12 protein-coding genes are annotated in these 16996 nt (G+C 55.0%); 5 read left to right on the top strand and 7 right to left on the bottom strand.

All coding sequences use genetic code 11. The annotated features are described in order from the left end of the window. Positions 1-146: 146 nt before the first annotated feature. From argH to argC, 3 genes are all read right to left on the bottom strand, one after another. On the bottom strand, positions 147-1520 hold the full coding sequence (gene argH, locus FAZ14_RS11160; RefSeq protein ID WP_153508531.1) for an argininosuccinate lyase: 1374 nt from the start codon (positions 1518-1520) through the stop codon (positions 147-149). A gap of 116 nt (positions 1521-1636) precedes the next feature. Further along, positions 1637-2410 (bottom strand): acetylglutamate kinase, encoded by a 774-nt coding sequence (gene argB, locus FAZ14_RS11155; RefSeq protein WP_012882934.1) that lies wholly within the window; start codon positions 2408-2410, stop codon positions 1637-1639. Between the two features lie 24 nt (positions 2411-2434). Next, complete coding sequence (gene argC, locus FAZ14_RS11150; protein ID WP_016943435.1) at positions 2435-3439, bottom strand: N-acetyl-gamma-glutamyl-phosphate reductase; 1005 nt, start codon at positions 3437-3439, stop codon at positions 2435-2437. Between the two features lie 214 nt (positions 3440-3653). On the opposite strand from argC, the gene argE reads away from it, so the two are divergent. Further along, positions 3654-4805, top strand: coding sequence for an acetylornithine deacetylase (gene argE / locus FAZ14_RS11145; RefSeq protein ID WP_153508530.1), 1152 nt, complete (start codon positions 3654-3656; stop codon positions 4803-4805). A 60-nt stretch (positions 4806-4865) separates the two neighbouring features. Next, positions 4866-5594, top strand: coding sequence for a GntR family transcriptional regulator (locus FAZ14_RS11140; RefSeq protein WP_029456589.1), 729 nt, complete (start codon positions 4866-4868; stop codon positions 5592-5594). A 20-nt stretch (positions 5595-5614) separates the two neighbouring features. Here the strand turns inward: FAZ14_RS11140 and FAZ14_RS11135 are convergent, their stop codons facing one another. Continuing rightward, positions 5615-6814 (bottom strand): enolase C-terminal domain-like protein, encoded by a 1200-nt coding sequence (locus FAZ14_RS11135; protein WP_029456590.1) that lies wholly within the window; start codon positions 6812-6814, stop codon positions 5615-5617. A 308-nt stretch (positions 6815-7122) separates the two neighbouring features. Between FAZ14_RS11135 and FAZ14_RS11130 the strand changes: the two genes are divergently transcribed. Both FAZ14_RS11130 and ppc read left to right on the top strand, forming a co-directional pair. Continuing rightward, positions 7123-8502 carry a PTS transporter subunit EIIC gene (locus FAZ14_RS11130; RefSeq protein ID WP_016943439.1) on the top strand — a complete coding sequence of 460 codons (1380 nt, stop codon included), beginning with the start codon at positions 7123-7125 and terminating at the stop codon, positions 8500-8502. A gap of 286 nt (positions 8503-8788) precedes the next feature. Further along, positions 8789-11428 carry a phosphoenolpyruvate carboxylase gene (ppc, locus tag FAZ14_RS11125; RefSeq protein WP_016943440.1) on the top strand — a complete coding sequence of 880 codons (2640 nt, stop codon included), beginning with the start codon at positions 8789-8791 and terminating at the stop codon, positions 11426-11428. 60 nt (positions 11429-11488) lie between these two features. On the opposite strand, the gene FAZ14_RS11120 is transcribed toward ppc, so the two are convergent. Together FAZ14_RS11120 and udp are read right to left on the bottom strand one after the other, a co-directional pair. Then, positions 11489-12271, bottom strand: coding sequence for a tyrosine-protein phosphatase (locus FAZ14_RS11120; protein ID WP_012882929.1), 783 nt, complete (start codon positions 12269-12271; stop codon positions 11489-11491). A 295-nt stretch (positions 12272-12566) separates the two neighbouring features. Continuing rightward, positions 12567-13328: a uridine phosphorylase gene (gene udp / locus FAZ14_RS11115; RefSeq protein ID WP_038903005.1), complete on the bottom strand. Its 762-nt coding sequence runs from the start codon at positions 13326-13328 to the stop codon at positions 12567-12569. Positions 13329-13628: 300 nt separating this feature from the next. Here udp and FAZ14_RS11110 point away from each other — a divergent pair, with 300 nt between their 5' ends. Further along, a complete protein-coding gene (locus FAZ14_RS11110; protein ID WP_016943442.1) occupies positions 13629-14456 on the top strand; it encodes a dienelactone hydrolase family protein in 828 nt (275 codons plus the stop codon). A 178-nt stretch (positions 14457-14634) separates the two neighbouring features. On the opposite strand, the gene metE is transcribed toward FAZ14_RS11110, so the two are convergent. Further along, positions 14635-16902 (bottom strand): 5-methyltetrahydropteroyltriglutamate--homocysteine S-methyltransferase, encoded by a 2268-nt coding sequence (metE, locus tag FAZ14_RS11105; protein WP_153508529.1) that lies wholly within the window; start codon positions 16900-16902, stop codon positions 14635-14637. Positions 16903-16996: the final 94 nt, after the last annotated feature.

Here is a 16996-nt window from a genome sequence, read left to right as displayed (position 1 = left end):
GAAAAGCCGTCTAATAGCGAGGAAATGCGAGCCGACATCAGAAAGCAGAAGGTCGAAGACAGAAAAGGAGAAGCATAGAAAAAACAAAACCGGCCCGCAGGCCGGTTCTGATATCGATAAATACCGATAAATATCGATAAACAGGATTACGCCAGACGTTGCTTCGCGTCGGCAATCGCGCGTGCGACTTGCTGCGGCGACACCCCGCCCTGTGCCGCGCGTTTATCCAGACAGGACTGCAACGACAGCACCGGATAGACATCGTCTTCGATGACTGCGCTGAACTGTTTGAGATCCGCCAGTGACAACGCTTCCAGCGCTTTACCCTGACGAATCGCTTCCACCACCGCTTCACCAACGATGTGGTGCGCTTCGCGGAACGGCACACCTTTGGCAACCAGATAATCAGCCAGTTCGGTCGCGTTGGCGTAACCCTGCTGTGCCGCTTCCTGGCAGCGCGGACGTTTCACCTGAATGCCTTCCAGCACCAGTGACGCCATCAACAGGCAGTCGTGCCAGGTATCCAGCGCATCGAACAGCCCTTCCTTGTCTTCCTGCATATCTTTGTTATAGGCCAGCGGCAGCCCTTTCAGCGTCACCAGCATACCGGCCAGCGCACCCTGAACACGGCCACATTTACCGCGGATAAGCTCCAGTGCATCCGGGTTTTTCTTCTGCGGCATCAGGGAAGAGCCGGAAGTCACGCGGTCAGACAACTCGACAAACGCCGCTTCACCGCTGTTGAAGAAAATCAAATCTTCGGCAAAGCGCGACAAATGCACCATACCGATAGACGCATCGGACAGCAGTTCCAGTACGTGATCACGGTCAGAGACCGTATCCAGACTGTTGCGGGTAGCAGAGGCAAATCCCAACCAGCCAGCCAACTGCTCGCGGTCGATAGGATAAGCGGTGCCCGCCAGCGCGCCGCAACCCAGAGGGCTGACGTCCAGACGCTTGAGCGTATCCTCAAGACGGCTCTCATCACGTGCGAGCATTTCATGGTAAGCCAGACACCAGTGAGCGAAGGTCACCGGCTGTGCGCGTTGCAAGTGGGTATAGCCCGGCATCACCGCATCCTGATTCGCTTCGGCGGTAGCGACCAAGGCCGCACGCAGATGACGAATCGCCTGCGCCAGCTCGCTCACCTGCGCCTTGCACCACAGTTTCAGGTCCGTCGCCACCTGGTCGTTACGGCTGCGCCCGGTGTGCAGCTTTTTGCCCAGCGAGCCGACTTTCTCGATCAGTTTCTGCTCTACCCAGCTGTGGATGTCTTCTGCATCGCTTTGCAGGATAGCTTCCGGGTCCGCCTGCACCTCGGTTAGCAACGCATTGAGTGCCTGCTCCAGTTGCTGCTGCTCCTGAGCGCTCAGTACATTTACCGTCACCAGGGATTTAGACCAGCCGATGGACCCGATAATGTCCTGCTCCGCCAGACGGTAATCAAACCGCAGTGAATCGTTGAATTGTTTAAAACGCGTATCTGCCGCCTGCGTGAACCGTCCGCCCCACAAAGCCATAACTACACTCCCGGTCTCTCTGATAAAAGCGGGCCGACTCCCGTTCAGCCCGTGATTGAACTGCCGTGTTCTTCCGGCGATTTACGCAGGGAGAACACGTACGACATGCTGACGGATTACGCCAGAATGCGGGTACCTATAGACACGCCGTTGAACAGCATGGGTAACTGCTCGGCATGACGCCAGCTGGCGATATCGACCGGACGACCCAGCGCACGCGCCGCGTCCAGTGCCGCATTCACTTTAACGATCATACCGTCGGTAATAATGCCCTGAGCGATCAGTTCTTCCGCTTTACCGGCGGTCATTTCCGCAATGCGCTGACCTTTACCGTCCAGAATGCCGCTCACATCGGACAGCAGAATCAAATCCGCGCCCAGCGTCTGTGCCAGCGCGGTGGCAGCCTGATCGGCGTTAACGTTCATCAGTTCACCGCCAACGGTAATACCGATGGAGCTGATCACCGGCAGATAACCGGCGCTCAGCAGGGTGTTGAGCAGTGCCGGGGAACCTGCTTGCGCTTTGCCCACATGGCCCAGTTCATCATTCAGTTGTGTTACCACGGTGCTGCCGCCATCTGCCAGACTCAGGCCCACTGCATTGATGCCGTGACGAATCGCCCAGGCCAGCAGGGTTTTATTGGCAGAACCGGCCAGCGCGCCGGTAATAATGTCGATTTGATCGGCTGGCGTCACACGCAGGCCATTTTTCTTGACCACCGGCAGCGACAGTTTCTTCATCAGGTCATCGACCAGACAACCGCCGCCATGAACGATCACCAGCGGGCGCTGATGCTGTTGACGGTAAGCGACCAGCGCGGTGAACAGGCGCTCCAGCGCCTCTTCGCTATCCAGTAATACGCCACCTAATTTGATAATTAACGGATTCATCGGTCTTTGCGCCTCAGGGTGTCATCAGAGTAAGGATTGGGTTTCAGGGAAACCGAAGCGAATGTTCATGCACTGTACCGCCTGCGCCGCCGCACCTTTGAGCAGGTTATCTTCGGTAGCGACCACGATCAGGTGCTCGTCTTGCACCACAAAGCCGATATCGCAGAACGGCAGTCCGACTACCGATTTCAGTGCCGGTACGCCTTTCTCATACAACCGCACCAGCGGTTTGTCGTGATAAGCGTTATGATAGGCTTCTGCCACGTCCTGCGCGGTGACGCCCGGCTGCAAACGACAGGTAATCGTCGCCAGAATACCACGCGGGAAATTGCCCAGATGCGGGGTGAAAATCACCGGAATACCGAGATGGGTGGCGATTTCCGGGTGATGGCGATGATTGAAGATGCCGTACGGCTGCAGGCTGACTTCACAGAAACTGTTGGTCATGCTCGCCTTACGACCCGCACCGCTGACGCCGCTGGTGGCATCAATCACCGGCCACTGGTTCGGGTTCAGCAAACCGCCTTCCACCAGCGGTTTCAGTGCCAGTTGAGACGCGGTGGGGTAACACCCCGGCACAGCGATAAGCCGCGCTTGCTTGATAGACTCTGCCTGCCATTCCGCCAGGCCATACACCGCCTGCGCCAGCCAGTCGGTATGCTGGTGCTCGAAGCCGTAGTAACGGGTATAAAATTCAGGATCCTGCACGCGGAATGCGCCAGACAGGTCGAACACGGTACAACCAGCGTTCAGGAATTGCGGTGCAAGATCGTGGCTCACCTTGTGGTCAGTGGCCAGAAACACCACATCCACACCCTTTGCGGCCTCGGCCACATCGGTCAGTGGCTGCACCGGTAAGTCGATAATGCCTTTAAGCTGAGGGTGCAGGTCAGAAATGCGTTTTCCCGCATCAACGCTTTGCGCAGAGACCGCTAAAGCGGTTATGTTCATCTGTGGGTGACGGTTCAGGTACAAGGCCAGTTCAGCGCCAGTATAGCCACTTGCACCAACGATCAACGTGTTCAGCATGAGTTCGGTATACCTTTATTGCCAGATAGGTGGAACAGTAAGCAGGCTCATCAGCGCGGCCACGCCGTTCACCCACAACAGCCAGAAGAAACGATTATGCGACAATCTCGCCTCGCCGCACAGCTTGTGATTTCATTTCGCCTGGCATTATTGTATTTTTATTCACAATAAATGCATGAATATTGATACTATCCTAACCCAGAGGCTGTCAACAGTGAAGATGAATTTACCCCCTTTTATGGAGCTCTACCGGGCATTGATCGCCACTCCGTCCATCAGCGCCACCGAGCGTGCACTGGATCAAAGCAATGAGACCTTAATCAATCTGTTGGCGGGATGGTTTAGCGATCTGGGTTTTCATGTCGATGTGCAGCCGGTTCCCGGTACGTTTAATAAATTCAATTTGTTGGCCCGTCTGGGTGAAGGTAACGGCGGGCTGCTGCTGGCCGGTCACACCGATACCGTGCCGTTCGACGACGGACGCTGGACGCGCGACCCTTTTACCCTCACTGAGCACGACAATAAGCTCTACGGGCTCGGCACCGCCGACATGAAAGGCTTTTTCGCTTTTATTCTTGATGCGCTGCGTGATGTGGATGCCAGTAAGCTGACCAAGCCGCTGTACATTCTGGCCACCGCAGATGAAGAAACGACGATGGCGGGTGCCAAATACTTCTCCGAATCGACCGGTATCCGCCCGGATTGCGCGATTATCGGCGAACCCACCTCGCTGCAACCGGTACGCGCCCACAAAGGCCACATGTCGAATGTCGTTCGCATTCAGGGCCAGTCCGGTCATTCCAGCGACCCGTCACGCGGTGTTAACGCCATCGAGCTGATGCACGAGGCCATCTCTGAACTGATGGGGCTGCGCAACACGCTCAAAGAGCGCTATCACAATCCGGCATTCCACATTCCCTACCCGACCATGAATTTCGGCCATATTCATGGCGGTGACGCCGCTAACCGCATTTGCGCCTGCTGCGACCTGCACATGGATATCCGCCCACTGCCCGGCATGACGCTCAGCGATCTCAACGGCTTGTTGAGTGAAGCCCTGGCACCGGTCAGTGAGTGCTGGCCGGGCCGCCTGACCATCAGCGAGCTGCATCCGCCGATTCCCGGCTACGAATGCCCGGCGGACCATCAACTGGCGCAGGTGGTGGAAAAACTGGTAGGGCAACCGACCGATGTGGTGAATTACTGTACCGAAGCGCCATTCATTCAGGAGCTGTGCCCGACGCTGGTACTCGGCCCCGGCTCGATCAATCAGGCACATCAGCCAGATGAATTTATCGATATGTCATTCATCAAACCCACGCGCACGTTGATTACCCAGTTGGTGCATCATTTCTGCCAGCATTGATACCGTTGTTCACATTTGCAGCGCCGCGCTGAGCAGGCGGCGCTGTTCACCGGGTGTTCGATGAAGAAAAAAGACTTTATTGCTCAGGACTTGCTGAGCAAAATTTACCAGCACACCGCATCACTGCCGGGCAAGCAGATGCCGGAAAAACTACCGCCGGAGCGTACGCTGGCGGAGGAATACGGTGTATCGCGCTTCACTATCCGCAAGGCGCTGGAAAAGCTGGCCAGTATTGGTGCCGTTCGTCTGGTGCAGGGCGCGGGTAATTACATCAATCCGGATATTCGCAACAATCCGCTGGTGTATAACTCCGTTACCGAGAAGAAATTTAATCAGATCACATTCCGCCTGCTCAGTTTGCATAAGCGCCTGCCGACCCGAGACGAGCAACAGATGTTCGGTATTTCCGATGCCATTTTTTTATGGGAATTCTGCCGGTTACGGTGCGTTGATAATCAAAAGGTACAAATCGAGGTCTCCAGAATGCCTGCCGACCTGTTTGCCGATATGACGAGACGTGTTCCAGAGCAATCCATCCAAAAATACGTTCTGGGCAAGGGCTATGAAATTTCTCACTTTTTAACCCATTACCAGGCCGTCAACGTAAATCAGGTACAAGCGCAACTGCTGGAGTGCAAGAAAGGTATCGCCGCGATGCATATTATCAATCGCGGCATGTTGAAAGATGGGCGGGTATACGAAGTCAGCGATATCATCGACATCAACTACACCTGTACCTACGTGATTCCCTTCAATCAGGACAACCTAACCTTCCGTCAGTCACCCTGAACAATCGTTTCCCGAAACGGCTATGGCGTATGCAACGAGCCGTCCGGCAGGCGACTCTGCGTCCATTCGTGCGGCCGATAGACTACCGGGAACGCCTGCGCCGCCTCTTCCGCCATTTCGACGCCAATGCCCGCCCGTTCTATTGGGTACAAGTATCCCTGCTCCGGTCTCGGTGAATCCGGGAACACATGCCGGGTGTTGTCCGGATACGCGATATATTCCTGAATGGCGGCGTTATGCAGGTGAATATTGAGGTGTAAATTCACCGCCGCACCAATCGGCGTCATATCCGGCGGGCAGTGCCAGGCCAGGCGGATGCCAAAATTCTGGCACAGTGCCGCCAGCTTCAACGCAGGCGAAATACCGCCGATCTGGGAGACATGACAGCGGATAAAATCGATATGCCGATGGATAATCAATTCCTGCCACTCGGCGGGATTGTTGAACAGCTCCCCTGTCGCCAGCGGCACCGCTGTCTGGGCACGGATTTGTGCCAGCCAGCCGTTCTGCGCAGGAGGCAGAATATCCTCAATAAAGTAAGGCCGGTAGCTTTCCACCGCACGGGCAAACTGCACCGCCTGAGATGGAAATAGCCGCTCATGCACGTCATGCAAAATGTGAAACTTGTCGCCGTAACGCTCCCGCAGGGCACGAAACATGGTCAACGTATTCGCCATGTACTGTTCCTGATCGTAATAGGCTCCCGGCATCGGTTGACGCGTCGCATGCCATTGCGCAGGGGTTCCGCCGTAAAAACCCAGTTGGCAACGAATATGCCGATAACCATCAGCGTAATGGCGATCAACCTCGTCGAACAGGCCGGTCAACGTATCGCTGGCGGCATGGGTATATATGGCAATCGCATCACGCGATTTTCCGCCCAGCAATTGATACAACGGCATGTCCGCCAGCTTGCCTTTAATATCCCATAACGCCATATCGACGCCGGCTATCGCATTGTTGATAACAGGGCCATTACGCCAGTAGGCATTGACCATCATCAAATGCCAAAGATCTTCAATATGGTTTGCATCCCTCCCCACCAACAGAGGAGACAGATATTCATCCACCAGTGTTTTCACCGCCAGAGGACGTTGCTGGAAAGTCGCGCAGCCATAACCGGTAATACCTTTATTTGTATTCACTATCACCGTGACCAGATTATGCCTATCCGGTTTAGTGATAATACATTTTATATGAGTAATGATCGTTGGAGTCACAGAAACATGTTCCCTGGTGTTGATAGCAATTTTCCCGATGGCGAAAACACGCTTTTCACTGCGCGAAACGGCATGAGATAAGAGGGTTTTACTTATTTAAAATCGACTTGTAAAGGTATTATTTTTTGGTCTGAAAACACCATCACTATTGAATTAAAAACCATACCAATTTTAAAAAAAATGCCACAAACACCTCAATAAAATGGCAAATGTGACCATCATCATGTTTTATTGGTTTGTTTTTATCAAATCAGGCCACTATCATCGATAGTCGTTATTTTCACAATAATGACATTGAGGTTTTATTTATGGGGAAAAATGAAGTTGTTCAGTCAATTATTACAATGATGGGCGGTGCAGAAAACATCAATAAGGTCTGGCATTGTATGACACGGCTCCGCTTTGATGTCATCAATAAAGAAAATATCAATATCGACACGATAAAAAACCTCCCGGAAATATTAGGCGCACAATATCAGAGCGAACAATTTCAAATTATTATCGGCCCACAAGTCGCTGAATATTACACTTTGCTGACGCAAAACCTGTCGGGCAATACCATCAGACACACTGAGCCAGCGGCTACGCATCCGGCGACAAAGAAAGGGATTGTGTCGTTGTTCATGGATACGGTTTCCGGTGTATTCGGCCCGATTGTTCCGGCTATCGCCGGTGCCGGGATGATAAAAGGGTTACTTGCTGGGTTACTGGCCCTGAAGGTGATTCCCACCAAAACCGACACCGTTATCATCATCGACCTTATCGCCAGCGGCGTTTTTTATTTCCTGCCATTCTTTCTGGCTATTTCAGCGGCCCGCATGTTCAAAACCAATGAATATCTGGCCGCAGCAATAGCCGCCTGCATGATGTACCCTTCGCTGATTGATGCGGCGAAAGCGCTGTCAAGCAAAGCGCCGAATGCTATCGACTCGTTTTATTTTATCGGCCTGTTACCCATACCGGTGTTTAATTACTCCACCAGCGTTATACCGGTAATATTCTCCATCCTGGCCTTAAGTTATATCCATCGGGGAGTCGACCGGATTATGCCGACCGTACTGAAAACGGTGTTTACCCCAACGCTGACGCTGTTCATTACCGCATTAGTTTCACTGACGATCATCGGCCCATTGGGGATCCACTTCGGTAAAGGGCTCGCCTGGCTGATTCAAGGGCTGTTCGATCTCTCCTCTGTGCTGGCCGGTCTTGTCGTCGGCGCCATCCGCCCGGTAGCGATACTCACCGGTATGCATCACGCCATGACGCCCATCGCCTTGCAGAACTTTGCCGAGAAAGGCTACGACATGCTGATGCCTATGATGTGCATGGCCAATATGGCGATTGCTGGATCGACGTTCGCCATCTATTTTTACGAAAAAGCGCGGCAGGATAAATCGGTGGTGCTGTCTGCCGCCGTCTCGGCACTGTTGGGTATCACGGAACCGGCGTTATTCGGCGTACTCACCAAATACAAAAAAGCGTTTTTGTCTGCGACCATCGCCAGTTCGATTGCATCCGCATTCATTGCTTTCTTCGGCGTGAGATTGTTCGGGTATATCCTGTCGAGCGTATTTAGTCTGCCCGCCTACATTGGCCCTTACTTCGTTTATGCCATCAGTGGCGTACTCATTGCCTTGACTCTCTCTTTTTTACTCTCTTACTTGTTGGTCGTCAGGCAGAACCGCTAATTTTTCCCCCGCCATCCGGTGTCTCACCCGCAGGAGCACCGGACTGGCTTGCCCTCCCCCCCTCGTCTTTCCCCTCTGAAACGTAAAAATAATAAGTGACTCTTATAGGCAAGCTTTTGTAATTAAATTTCACAAATTGCCTTTGTACCGGTTAAACGGGTACAACTGTAGGGATTAAATGACGTTCATTGACGAACAATCGCGAACGTGGCTAGATAACAGACAGTAACCATACAGTCATTGTGTGTAATAAATTTACAAAATCATGAGGTGGGTCAGGGTAACTATGAATGAACAATATTCCGCCATGCGGAGCAATGTCAGCATGCTGGGTAAATTGCTCGGCGATACCATCAAGGATGCGCTGGGTGCCAATATCCTTGAGCGGGTTGAAACCATCCGCAAGCTATCTAAAGCGTCGCGGGCGGGGAGTGAAACACACCGTCAGGAGTTGTTGACCACGCTGCAAAACCTGTCCAACGAAGAACTGTTGCCGGTCGCCCGTGCGTTCAGCCAGTTCCTTAACCTGACCAACACCGCCGAGCAGTACCACAGTATTTCTCCGCACGGCGAAGCGGCCAGTAACCCGGAAGCGCTGGCGACGGTGTTTCGCAACCTGAAAAGCCGCGACAACCTGAGCGACAAAGACATCCGCAATGCGGTGGAATCGCTGTCTATCGAGCTGGTTCTGACCGCACACCCAACGGAAATTACCCGCCGCACGCTGATTCACAAGCTGATAGAGGTCAATACCTGTCTCAAGCAGCTCGATCACGACGACCTGGCCGACTACGAACGCCATCAGATCATGCGCCGTCTGCGCCAGCTGATTGCCCAGTACTGGCATACCGATGAGATCCGTAAAATCCGCCCGACGCCGGTAGACGAGGCCAAGTGGGGCTTTGCTGTGGTGGAAAACAGCCTGTGGGAAGGGGTGCCTGCGTTCCTGCGTGAACTCGATGAGCAGATGGACAAGGAACTGGGCTATCGCCTGCCGGTGGATTCAGTGCCGGTGCGCTTTACGTCCTGGATGGGTGGCGACCGCGATGGCAACCCGAACGTGACCTCTGAAATCACCCGTCGTGTGCTGTTGTTAAGCCGCTGGAAAGCCGCCGACCTGTTCCTGCGGGATGTGCAGGTGCTGGTATCTGAACTGTCGATGACAACGTGCACGCCCAAACTGCAACAACTGGCTGGCGGCGATGAGGTGCAGGAACCTTATCGCGAATTGATGAAAAACTTGCGTGCGCAGTTAACCACCACGCTGGACTATCTTGACGCACGCCTGAAGGGCGAACAACGGGTGCCGCCCAACGATCTGCTGGTCACCAACGACCAGCTATGGGAGCCGCTTTACACCTGTTACCAGTCGCTGCATGCCTGCGGCATGGGGATTATCGCCGATGGTCAATTGCTGGATACGCTGCGCCGGGTACGCTGCTTTGGTGTACCGCTGGTGCGCATCGACGTGCGCCAGGAAAGTACCCGTCACACCGACGCACTGGCGGAAATCACCCGCTATCTGGGGCTGGGGGATTATGAAAGCTGGTCTGAATCCGACAAGCAGGCGTTCCTGATCCGCGAGCTGAACTCCAAGCGTCCGTTGCTGCCGCGGCAGTGGGAACCGAGTGCTGACACACAGGAAGTACTGGAAACCTGCCGGGTGATTGCCGAAACCCCACGCGACTCCATTGCCGCGTATGTTATCTCGATGGCGCGTACCCCGTCCGACGTGCTGGCGGTGCATTTGCTGCTGAAAGAAGCCGGTTGCCCGTACGCGCTGCCAGTCGCCCCGTTGTTCGAAACCCTCGACGACCTGAATAACGCCGACAGCGTGATGATCCAGTTGCTCAATATCGACTGGTATCGCGGCTTCATTCAGGGCAAACAGATGGTGATGATTGGCTACTCCGATTCAGCCAAAGACGCCGGGGTGATGGCGGCCTCCTGGGCACAGTACCGTGCACAGGACGCACTGATCAAAACCTGCGAAAAATACGGTATCGCGCTGACCTTGTTCCACGGTCGCGGCGGTTCAATTGGCCGTGGCGGTGCGCCAGCTCACGCCGCACTGCTCTCCCAACCGCCGGGCAGCCTGAAAGGTGGCCTGCGTGTGACCGAGCAAGGCGAGATGATCCGCTTCAAGTTCGGTCTGCCGGAAGTCACCATCAGCAGTCTGTCGCTTTACACGTCCGCCATTCTGGAAGCCAACCTGCTGCCGCCACCGGAGCCGAAGCCGGAGTGGCATCACATCATGGATGAGTTGTCGCGTATCTCCTGCGACATGTACCGTGGTTATGTGCGGGAAAATCCGGACTTCGTGCCCTACTTCCGCGCCGCCACGCCGGAACTGGAACTGGGCAAACTGCCGCTGGGGTCACGCCCGGCCAAACGTCGGCCGAACGGCGGTGTGGAAAGCCTGCGCGCTATTCCGTGGATTTTCGCCTGGACCCAGAACCGTTTAATGCTGCCCGCCTGGCTGGGTGCCGGTGCGGCGTTGCAAGACGTGATCGACAAGGGGCATCAGAGCCAGTTGGAAACCATGTGCCGCGACTGGCCGTTCTTCTCCACCCGTATCGGCATGCTGGAGATGGTATTTGCCAAGGCCGACCTGTGGCTGGCGGAATACTACGACCAGCGGCTGGTAGACGAAAAACTGTGGCCGCTTGGCAAACAGTTGCGTGAACAGTTGGAAAAAGACATCCAGGCGGTGCTGACTATCTCTAACGACGACCATCTGATGGCCGACCTGCCGTGGATTGCCGAATCCATCGCGTTGCGTAACGTCTATACCGACCCACTCAACGTATTGCAGGCGGAATTGCTGCACCGCTCACGTCAACAAGACACGACGGACCCACAGGTAGAACAAGCGCTGATGGTCACCATCGCGGGCGTCGCGGCCGGGATGCGCAATACCGGCTAGTTACCCATCAACATAAACCGGGAGCTATCGCTCCCGGTTTTGCGCTAATCGCTAACACCTTCACGCCAGATATTTATCCCGTAGCGCATCACGCGATGAGGCATCCAGACCGTAATCCTGCGCCAGCCAGTTATCCACCGACCCGTGCTTCTCACGGATGGTGTGCAGCGCCGTCACCAAAAACTCTTCACGGGCAGAAAGCACAAAATCAAACCGCTTGAGCGCTTTCTCGCTCAGGCTGGACGCCAGGTCTTCCAACAACTGGCGGCGAAACGGAATCAGCGTGGATTCGGTAACCAGATAATCTTCCATCACCGTTTGTTCATCCGCCCCCAGTGCGAATAGCACCAGCGCCGAACCAATACCGGTACGATCTTTGCCTACCGCACAATGTTGCACCAAGGCACCGTCATCCGGCTGGCGCAACAACGCCACCAGATGCTGATACGCCGGATTGCCAAACGGTAAACGGCGATACAGTTCCATCATGAACGCGCGGGAATCGAATGCCTCGAGTTTTTCCGAGCCTAGCGTTTCCAGGCTGGCGGTGACCTCATGACGCAACGGATTAGCCGGTACCGGATGGTAACGCGCGCCAGACCACAGACGATCGGGCCGCAACGCCGCCTCGTCCTGATCACGGTAATCCACCACATGGGCCACCGGCACGCTGGCGAGATGGTCGATATCCCGCTCGCTCAGCATATCCAGCGCACCGGAACGAAACAGCTTGCCACGCCTGATCTGCCGCCCATCCGCTACGCGGATACCGCCCAAATCACGAAAATTGACGCCGCCATCAAGCGGCAGCAACGAGGGATGTAACAATGAGGATGAAGTCATACCTTTCCCTGTCGTTATCAAAAATGAATTATCAAGGGTTAGCTATCAAGGATCCGTTATCTGTACTGAATGATTACGGTTACACCATCGTCGAACGACGGCGACTAACGGGCATTATCCGGCCTGACAATTAAATTAGCATGAAGGCAGACAAACCGATGAACAGCTCGTGGGGTCGGTGTACAGAAAGACAAAAGGCGGTACGAACACGCTCGTACCGCCCTGCCGGGCTAGCGACCCGGTAATAACATCATAACTATTGATGACATCACAACTCTTGATGGTTTCACAACGCTCAGGCGCTCAGCAATTTGCGAGCCGCCGACAACACCACATTGACGGACGCGTGTTCCGCCTTTTGCATCGTAGCGGTATCGGGGATTTCCTGCTGGGTGCGGTTGACGATCACTCCCGCGACCATACCAGCACGCAGCCCCTGGCTGGCACACATCGTCAGCAGCGTAGCGGATTCCATTTCATAGTTCAGCACGCCCATGCTCTGCCATTCTGCCATCGACCCCTGAAAACGCCGTACGACCCGCCCAGAAAAGGTATCGTAGCGTTCCTGGCCCGGATAGAAGGTATCTGAAGAGGCGGTAATGCCGACATGCAGCGTCGCCCCTGCTTCACGCGCTGATTCTGCCAGTGCACAGGTACAGGCAAAATCCGCCGCCGCCGGGAACTCCAGCGGTGCAAAATGCAGGCTGGCACCGTCCAGACGTACCGCGGCGGTGGTGACCAGCACATCGCCCACCGCGATATGCGGCTGGATAGCACCGGTTGTGCCGACACGCAGGAAGGTACGCACACCCAGTTGCGCCAGTTCTTCGACTGCAATCGAGGTAGAGGGGCCGCCAATACCGGTGGAGCAGACAATTACCGGTTTGCCCGCCAGTTCCGCACGCCAGGAGGTGAACTCCCGGTGCGACGCCAGAAAGACCGGGTTCTCCATCAAGCGGGCAATCTTTTCCACGCGAGCCGGGTCGCCGGGCACTATCGCCAGCGTGGCTCCTTGCAAATCCTGTTTTGTTAAACCGAGATGAAATACATCGGACATAAACGCCTCCCAGGCAAGCCGTCAGGTACAAGACAATCTTAGCGCACAGATTGTCGCCGTTAAGTGAAGCACGTCGCTCATTAGAAAGTAACGAACATCTATTTACATTAATAATGTGATTTTAATCACACTTTAGACTGTAATCACCCGTTATTGCGCCACACAATGTGGCACAGCGTGTGGCACCGATTGCCCTATTTGGTTGCCGAAATTCGCAATACACTACAAAGTTCCTACACTTGCTTAACGCGGGTGCGACATGTCCCGCTGGCAGATTCCAGTCTTGATAAAGGAAAGGCAATGAAAACCGATGAGCTACTGACACTCAGAGAGACCACACGGGCATTTTCGCCAGCTGTCATGCCGCTGGCTTCTTCCGCCATTACCACCGATGCCGTCGGGCTGGTGGCCGGTGAAACCACGATACCTTCACAGGGTGATAATCTGCCGGCCTATCTTGCCAAACCCGAACAGGCCGACGGCCCCTTACCGATTGTACTGGTCGTGCAGGAAATCTTCGGTGTACATGAGCATATTCGTGATGTCTGTCGGCGGCTGGCTAAACAGGGCTATCTGGCCATCGCACCGGAACTCTATTTCCGGCAGGGCGACCCACAGCAATACAGCGATATCCCCACATTACTGAGTGAATTGGTCAGCAAGGTGCCAGACAATCAGGTCTTATCTGACCTTGACCATACCGCACACTGGGCGGTACGCCAGGGTGGGGATGCCAAACGTCTGGCAATTACCGGTTTCTGCTGGGGTGGACGCATCAGTTGGTTGTATGCCGCACACAATCCGCAGTTAAAAGCCGCGGTTGCCTGGTACGGCAAGCTGGTTGCCGAAAAAACACTGACCTCGCCCCAACATCCGGTAGATGTCGCCAAAGATCTGAGCGCCCCGGTGCTTGGGCTATACGGCGGGCAGGATAAAGGTATTCCGCTCACACAGGTGGAAACCATGCGTCAGGCACTACGGGCAGTCAATGCAGATGCGGAAATCGTAGTTTATCCCGATGCCGATCACGCCTTCCATGCCGACTACCGTGCGACATACCATGAAGCTTCAGCCAAAGACGGCTGGCAGCGTATGCTGGCGTGGTTCGCTCGCTACGGCGTGGTGTAATTCCACCGATAAAGCGAAAAGAAAAAATAAGGGAGACACTATCGTCTCCCTTACACCATCGTCTCCCTTGTTATTTCAGGCGGTGATGTGGAACGCCCCAACCCTGGGCATCACATCCTGTGGTTCACGCGTGTCCTTTCATCCTTTGCGCCATTCCCCATCACCGTTTTCGGCTGACTTATTCCGCTGTTTCGCGCAGGCGCTTGGCTGCCTGCACCATGTTCGCCAGTGACTGACGGGTTTCCGGCCAGCCACGCGTTTTCAGGCCGCAGTCCGGGTTCACCCACAGGCGTTCTGCCGGAATACGCTGAGCCGCTTTACGCAGTAGGGCTTCAATCCATTCGACGCTCGGTACGTTCGGTGAATGAATGTCGTACACGCCTGGGCCGATTTCATTCGGATACTCGAACTCTTCGAACGATTCCAGCAGTTCCATATCAGAACGCGAGGTTTCGATGGTGATCACGTCCGCATCCAGTGCCGCGATGGAATCCATAATGTCGTTGAATTCGCAGTAGCACATGTGGGTATGAATCTGGGTATCGTCTTTCGCAACCGCCGCATTCAGGCGAAACGCATCGACGGCCCACTCCAGATACGCCGCCCAGTCGGAGCGATGCAACGGCAAGCCTTCACGCAGCGCCGGTTCGTCAATCTGGATGATGCCGATACCGGCCTGTTCCAGATCCGCCACCTCGTCGCGCAGCGCCAGCGCAATCTGCTTAGCGATAGTTTCACGGCTGACGTCTTCACGCGGGAAGGACCAGCACAGAATCGTAACCGGGCCGGTCAGCATGCCTTTTACCGGCTTGCTGGTGAGCGATTGAGCGTACTTCGCCCACTCAACCGTGATCGGCTCAGGACGGCTGATGTCACCAATCACCACCGGCGGTTTAACACAACGGGAACCGTAACTTTGCACCCAGCCGTTCTGGGTGAACACGAAGCCATCCAGATGCTCGCCGAAGTACTCCACCATGTCGTTACGTTCAGCTTCGCCGTGCACCAGTACATCCAGTTCCAGACGTTCCTGTTCCACAATCGCCTGTTTGATGTGCTCGGCAATGCCGATGCGGTAGTTCTGTCCATCCAGACGACCCTGTTTGAAATCCAGACGCAGGCCACGGATTTCGGTAGTTTGCGGGAACGAACCGATGGTGGTGGTCGGCCAGTCTGGTAACTGGAAACGCGCACGCTGCGCTTGTGCACGAACCGGATACGGGTTCTGACGCTGGCTGTCTTGTGCCGTGATCGCAGCCAGACGCTTCGCCACTTCTGGGTTATTCACACGGGTCGATGTCTGGCGGGCACGGATCGGTGCGCTATATGCCACCAGTTCGTCGCCATTGCCGCTGTTGAGCGCTTTGGTCAGCAACGCCAGCTCCTGACACTTCTGAATCGCAAAAGCGAACCAGCTCTTCACTTCCTCGTCCAGACGCGTTTCGACGCTGAGATCAATCGGGCTGTGCAACAAAGAGCAGGAACTACCCAGCCACAATGTACGCTTGCCCAGCAACGGTTGCAGACGCTCGAACCAGCTCGCCAGATCGGCACGCCACACGTTACGACCGTTGACGACCCCCAGCGATAGCACCCAGTCGGCAGGTAACTGTGTATTGAGTGCGGCAGCATCGTCTTTGCCGTGAACCAGATCGACATGCAGCCCCTGCACCGGCAGTGCCTTGATCACGTCCAGATTCTGGCCGATGCTGTCAAAATAGGTGGTCAGCAGTAACTTCACCTGACCTTGCAGCGCAGCGTAAGCCGGTTTAAACGCCGCTTTCCATTCAGCATCCAGTTCCAGCGCCAACACCGGCTCATCAATCTGCACCCATTCGATGTCGCGTTTAGCCAGCTCAGCCAGCACCTGCTGGTACACCGGCAATACCGCGCTTAACAGCTCCAGACGATCGAAGGCTTCCCCTTTGACTTTCCCCAGCCACAGGTAGGTTATCGGGCCCAGCAGCACGGGTTTCACCTTGTGGCCCAACGCTAATGCCTCATCGACTTCATCCAGCAGTTGGGTCCAGGTCAGTTTGAACTGCTGGCCTTTGGTAAATTCCGGCACCATATAGTGATAGTTGGTGTTAAACCACTTGGTCATTTCGGCCGCCGCTGCCGGATTACCGGTCGGCGCACGGCCACGGCCGATGCGGAACAGGGTATCCAGATTCACAGAACCATCCGCATTCTGGTGACGGGCTGGCACGTTCCCCAGCAACAGGCTGGTAGTCAGCACATGGTCGTACCAGGCAAAATCGCCCACTGGCAGCAATTCAACGCCAGCGTCTTTCTGTTGTTGCCAGTGACGGGCACGCAACTCACGGCCCACATTCAGCAGTTCTTCCTGCGTGCTGTTCCCTGCCCAATAGCTTTCCTGCGCTTTTTTCAGTTCACGACGCAGCCCGACACGCGGAAAACCGAGAGTGTGATTTAGAATTGCCATGTTTGAATCCCCATTTAGCCGTCCAGATGTTTACACATCCATAATCCGCAGGTAGTGTAGTCAGTACAAGCGCAATTTATTCACCGTCACTGTG

Source organism: Dickeya oryzae (assembly GCF_009372235.1).
Taxonomy (GTDB): domain Bacteria; phylum Pseudomonadota; class Gammaproteobacteria; order Enterobacterales; family Enterobacteriaceae; genus Dickeya; species Dickeya oryzae.
This window is presented reverse-complemented; position numbering and strand designations above follow the sequence as displayed.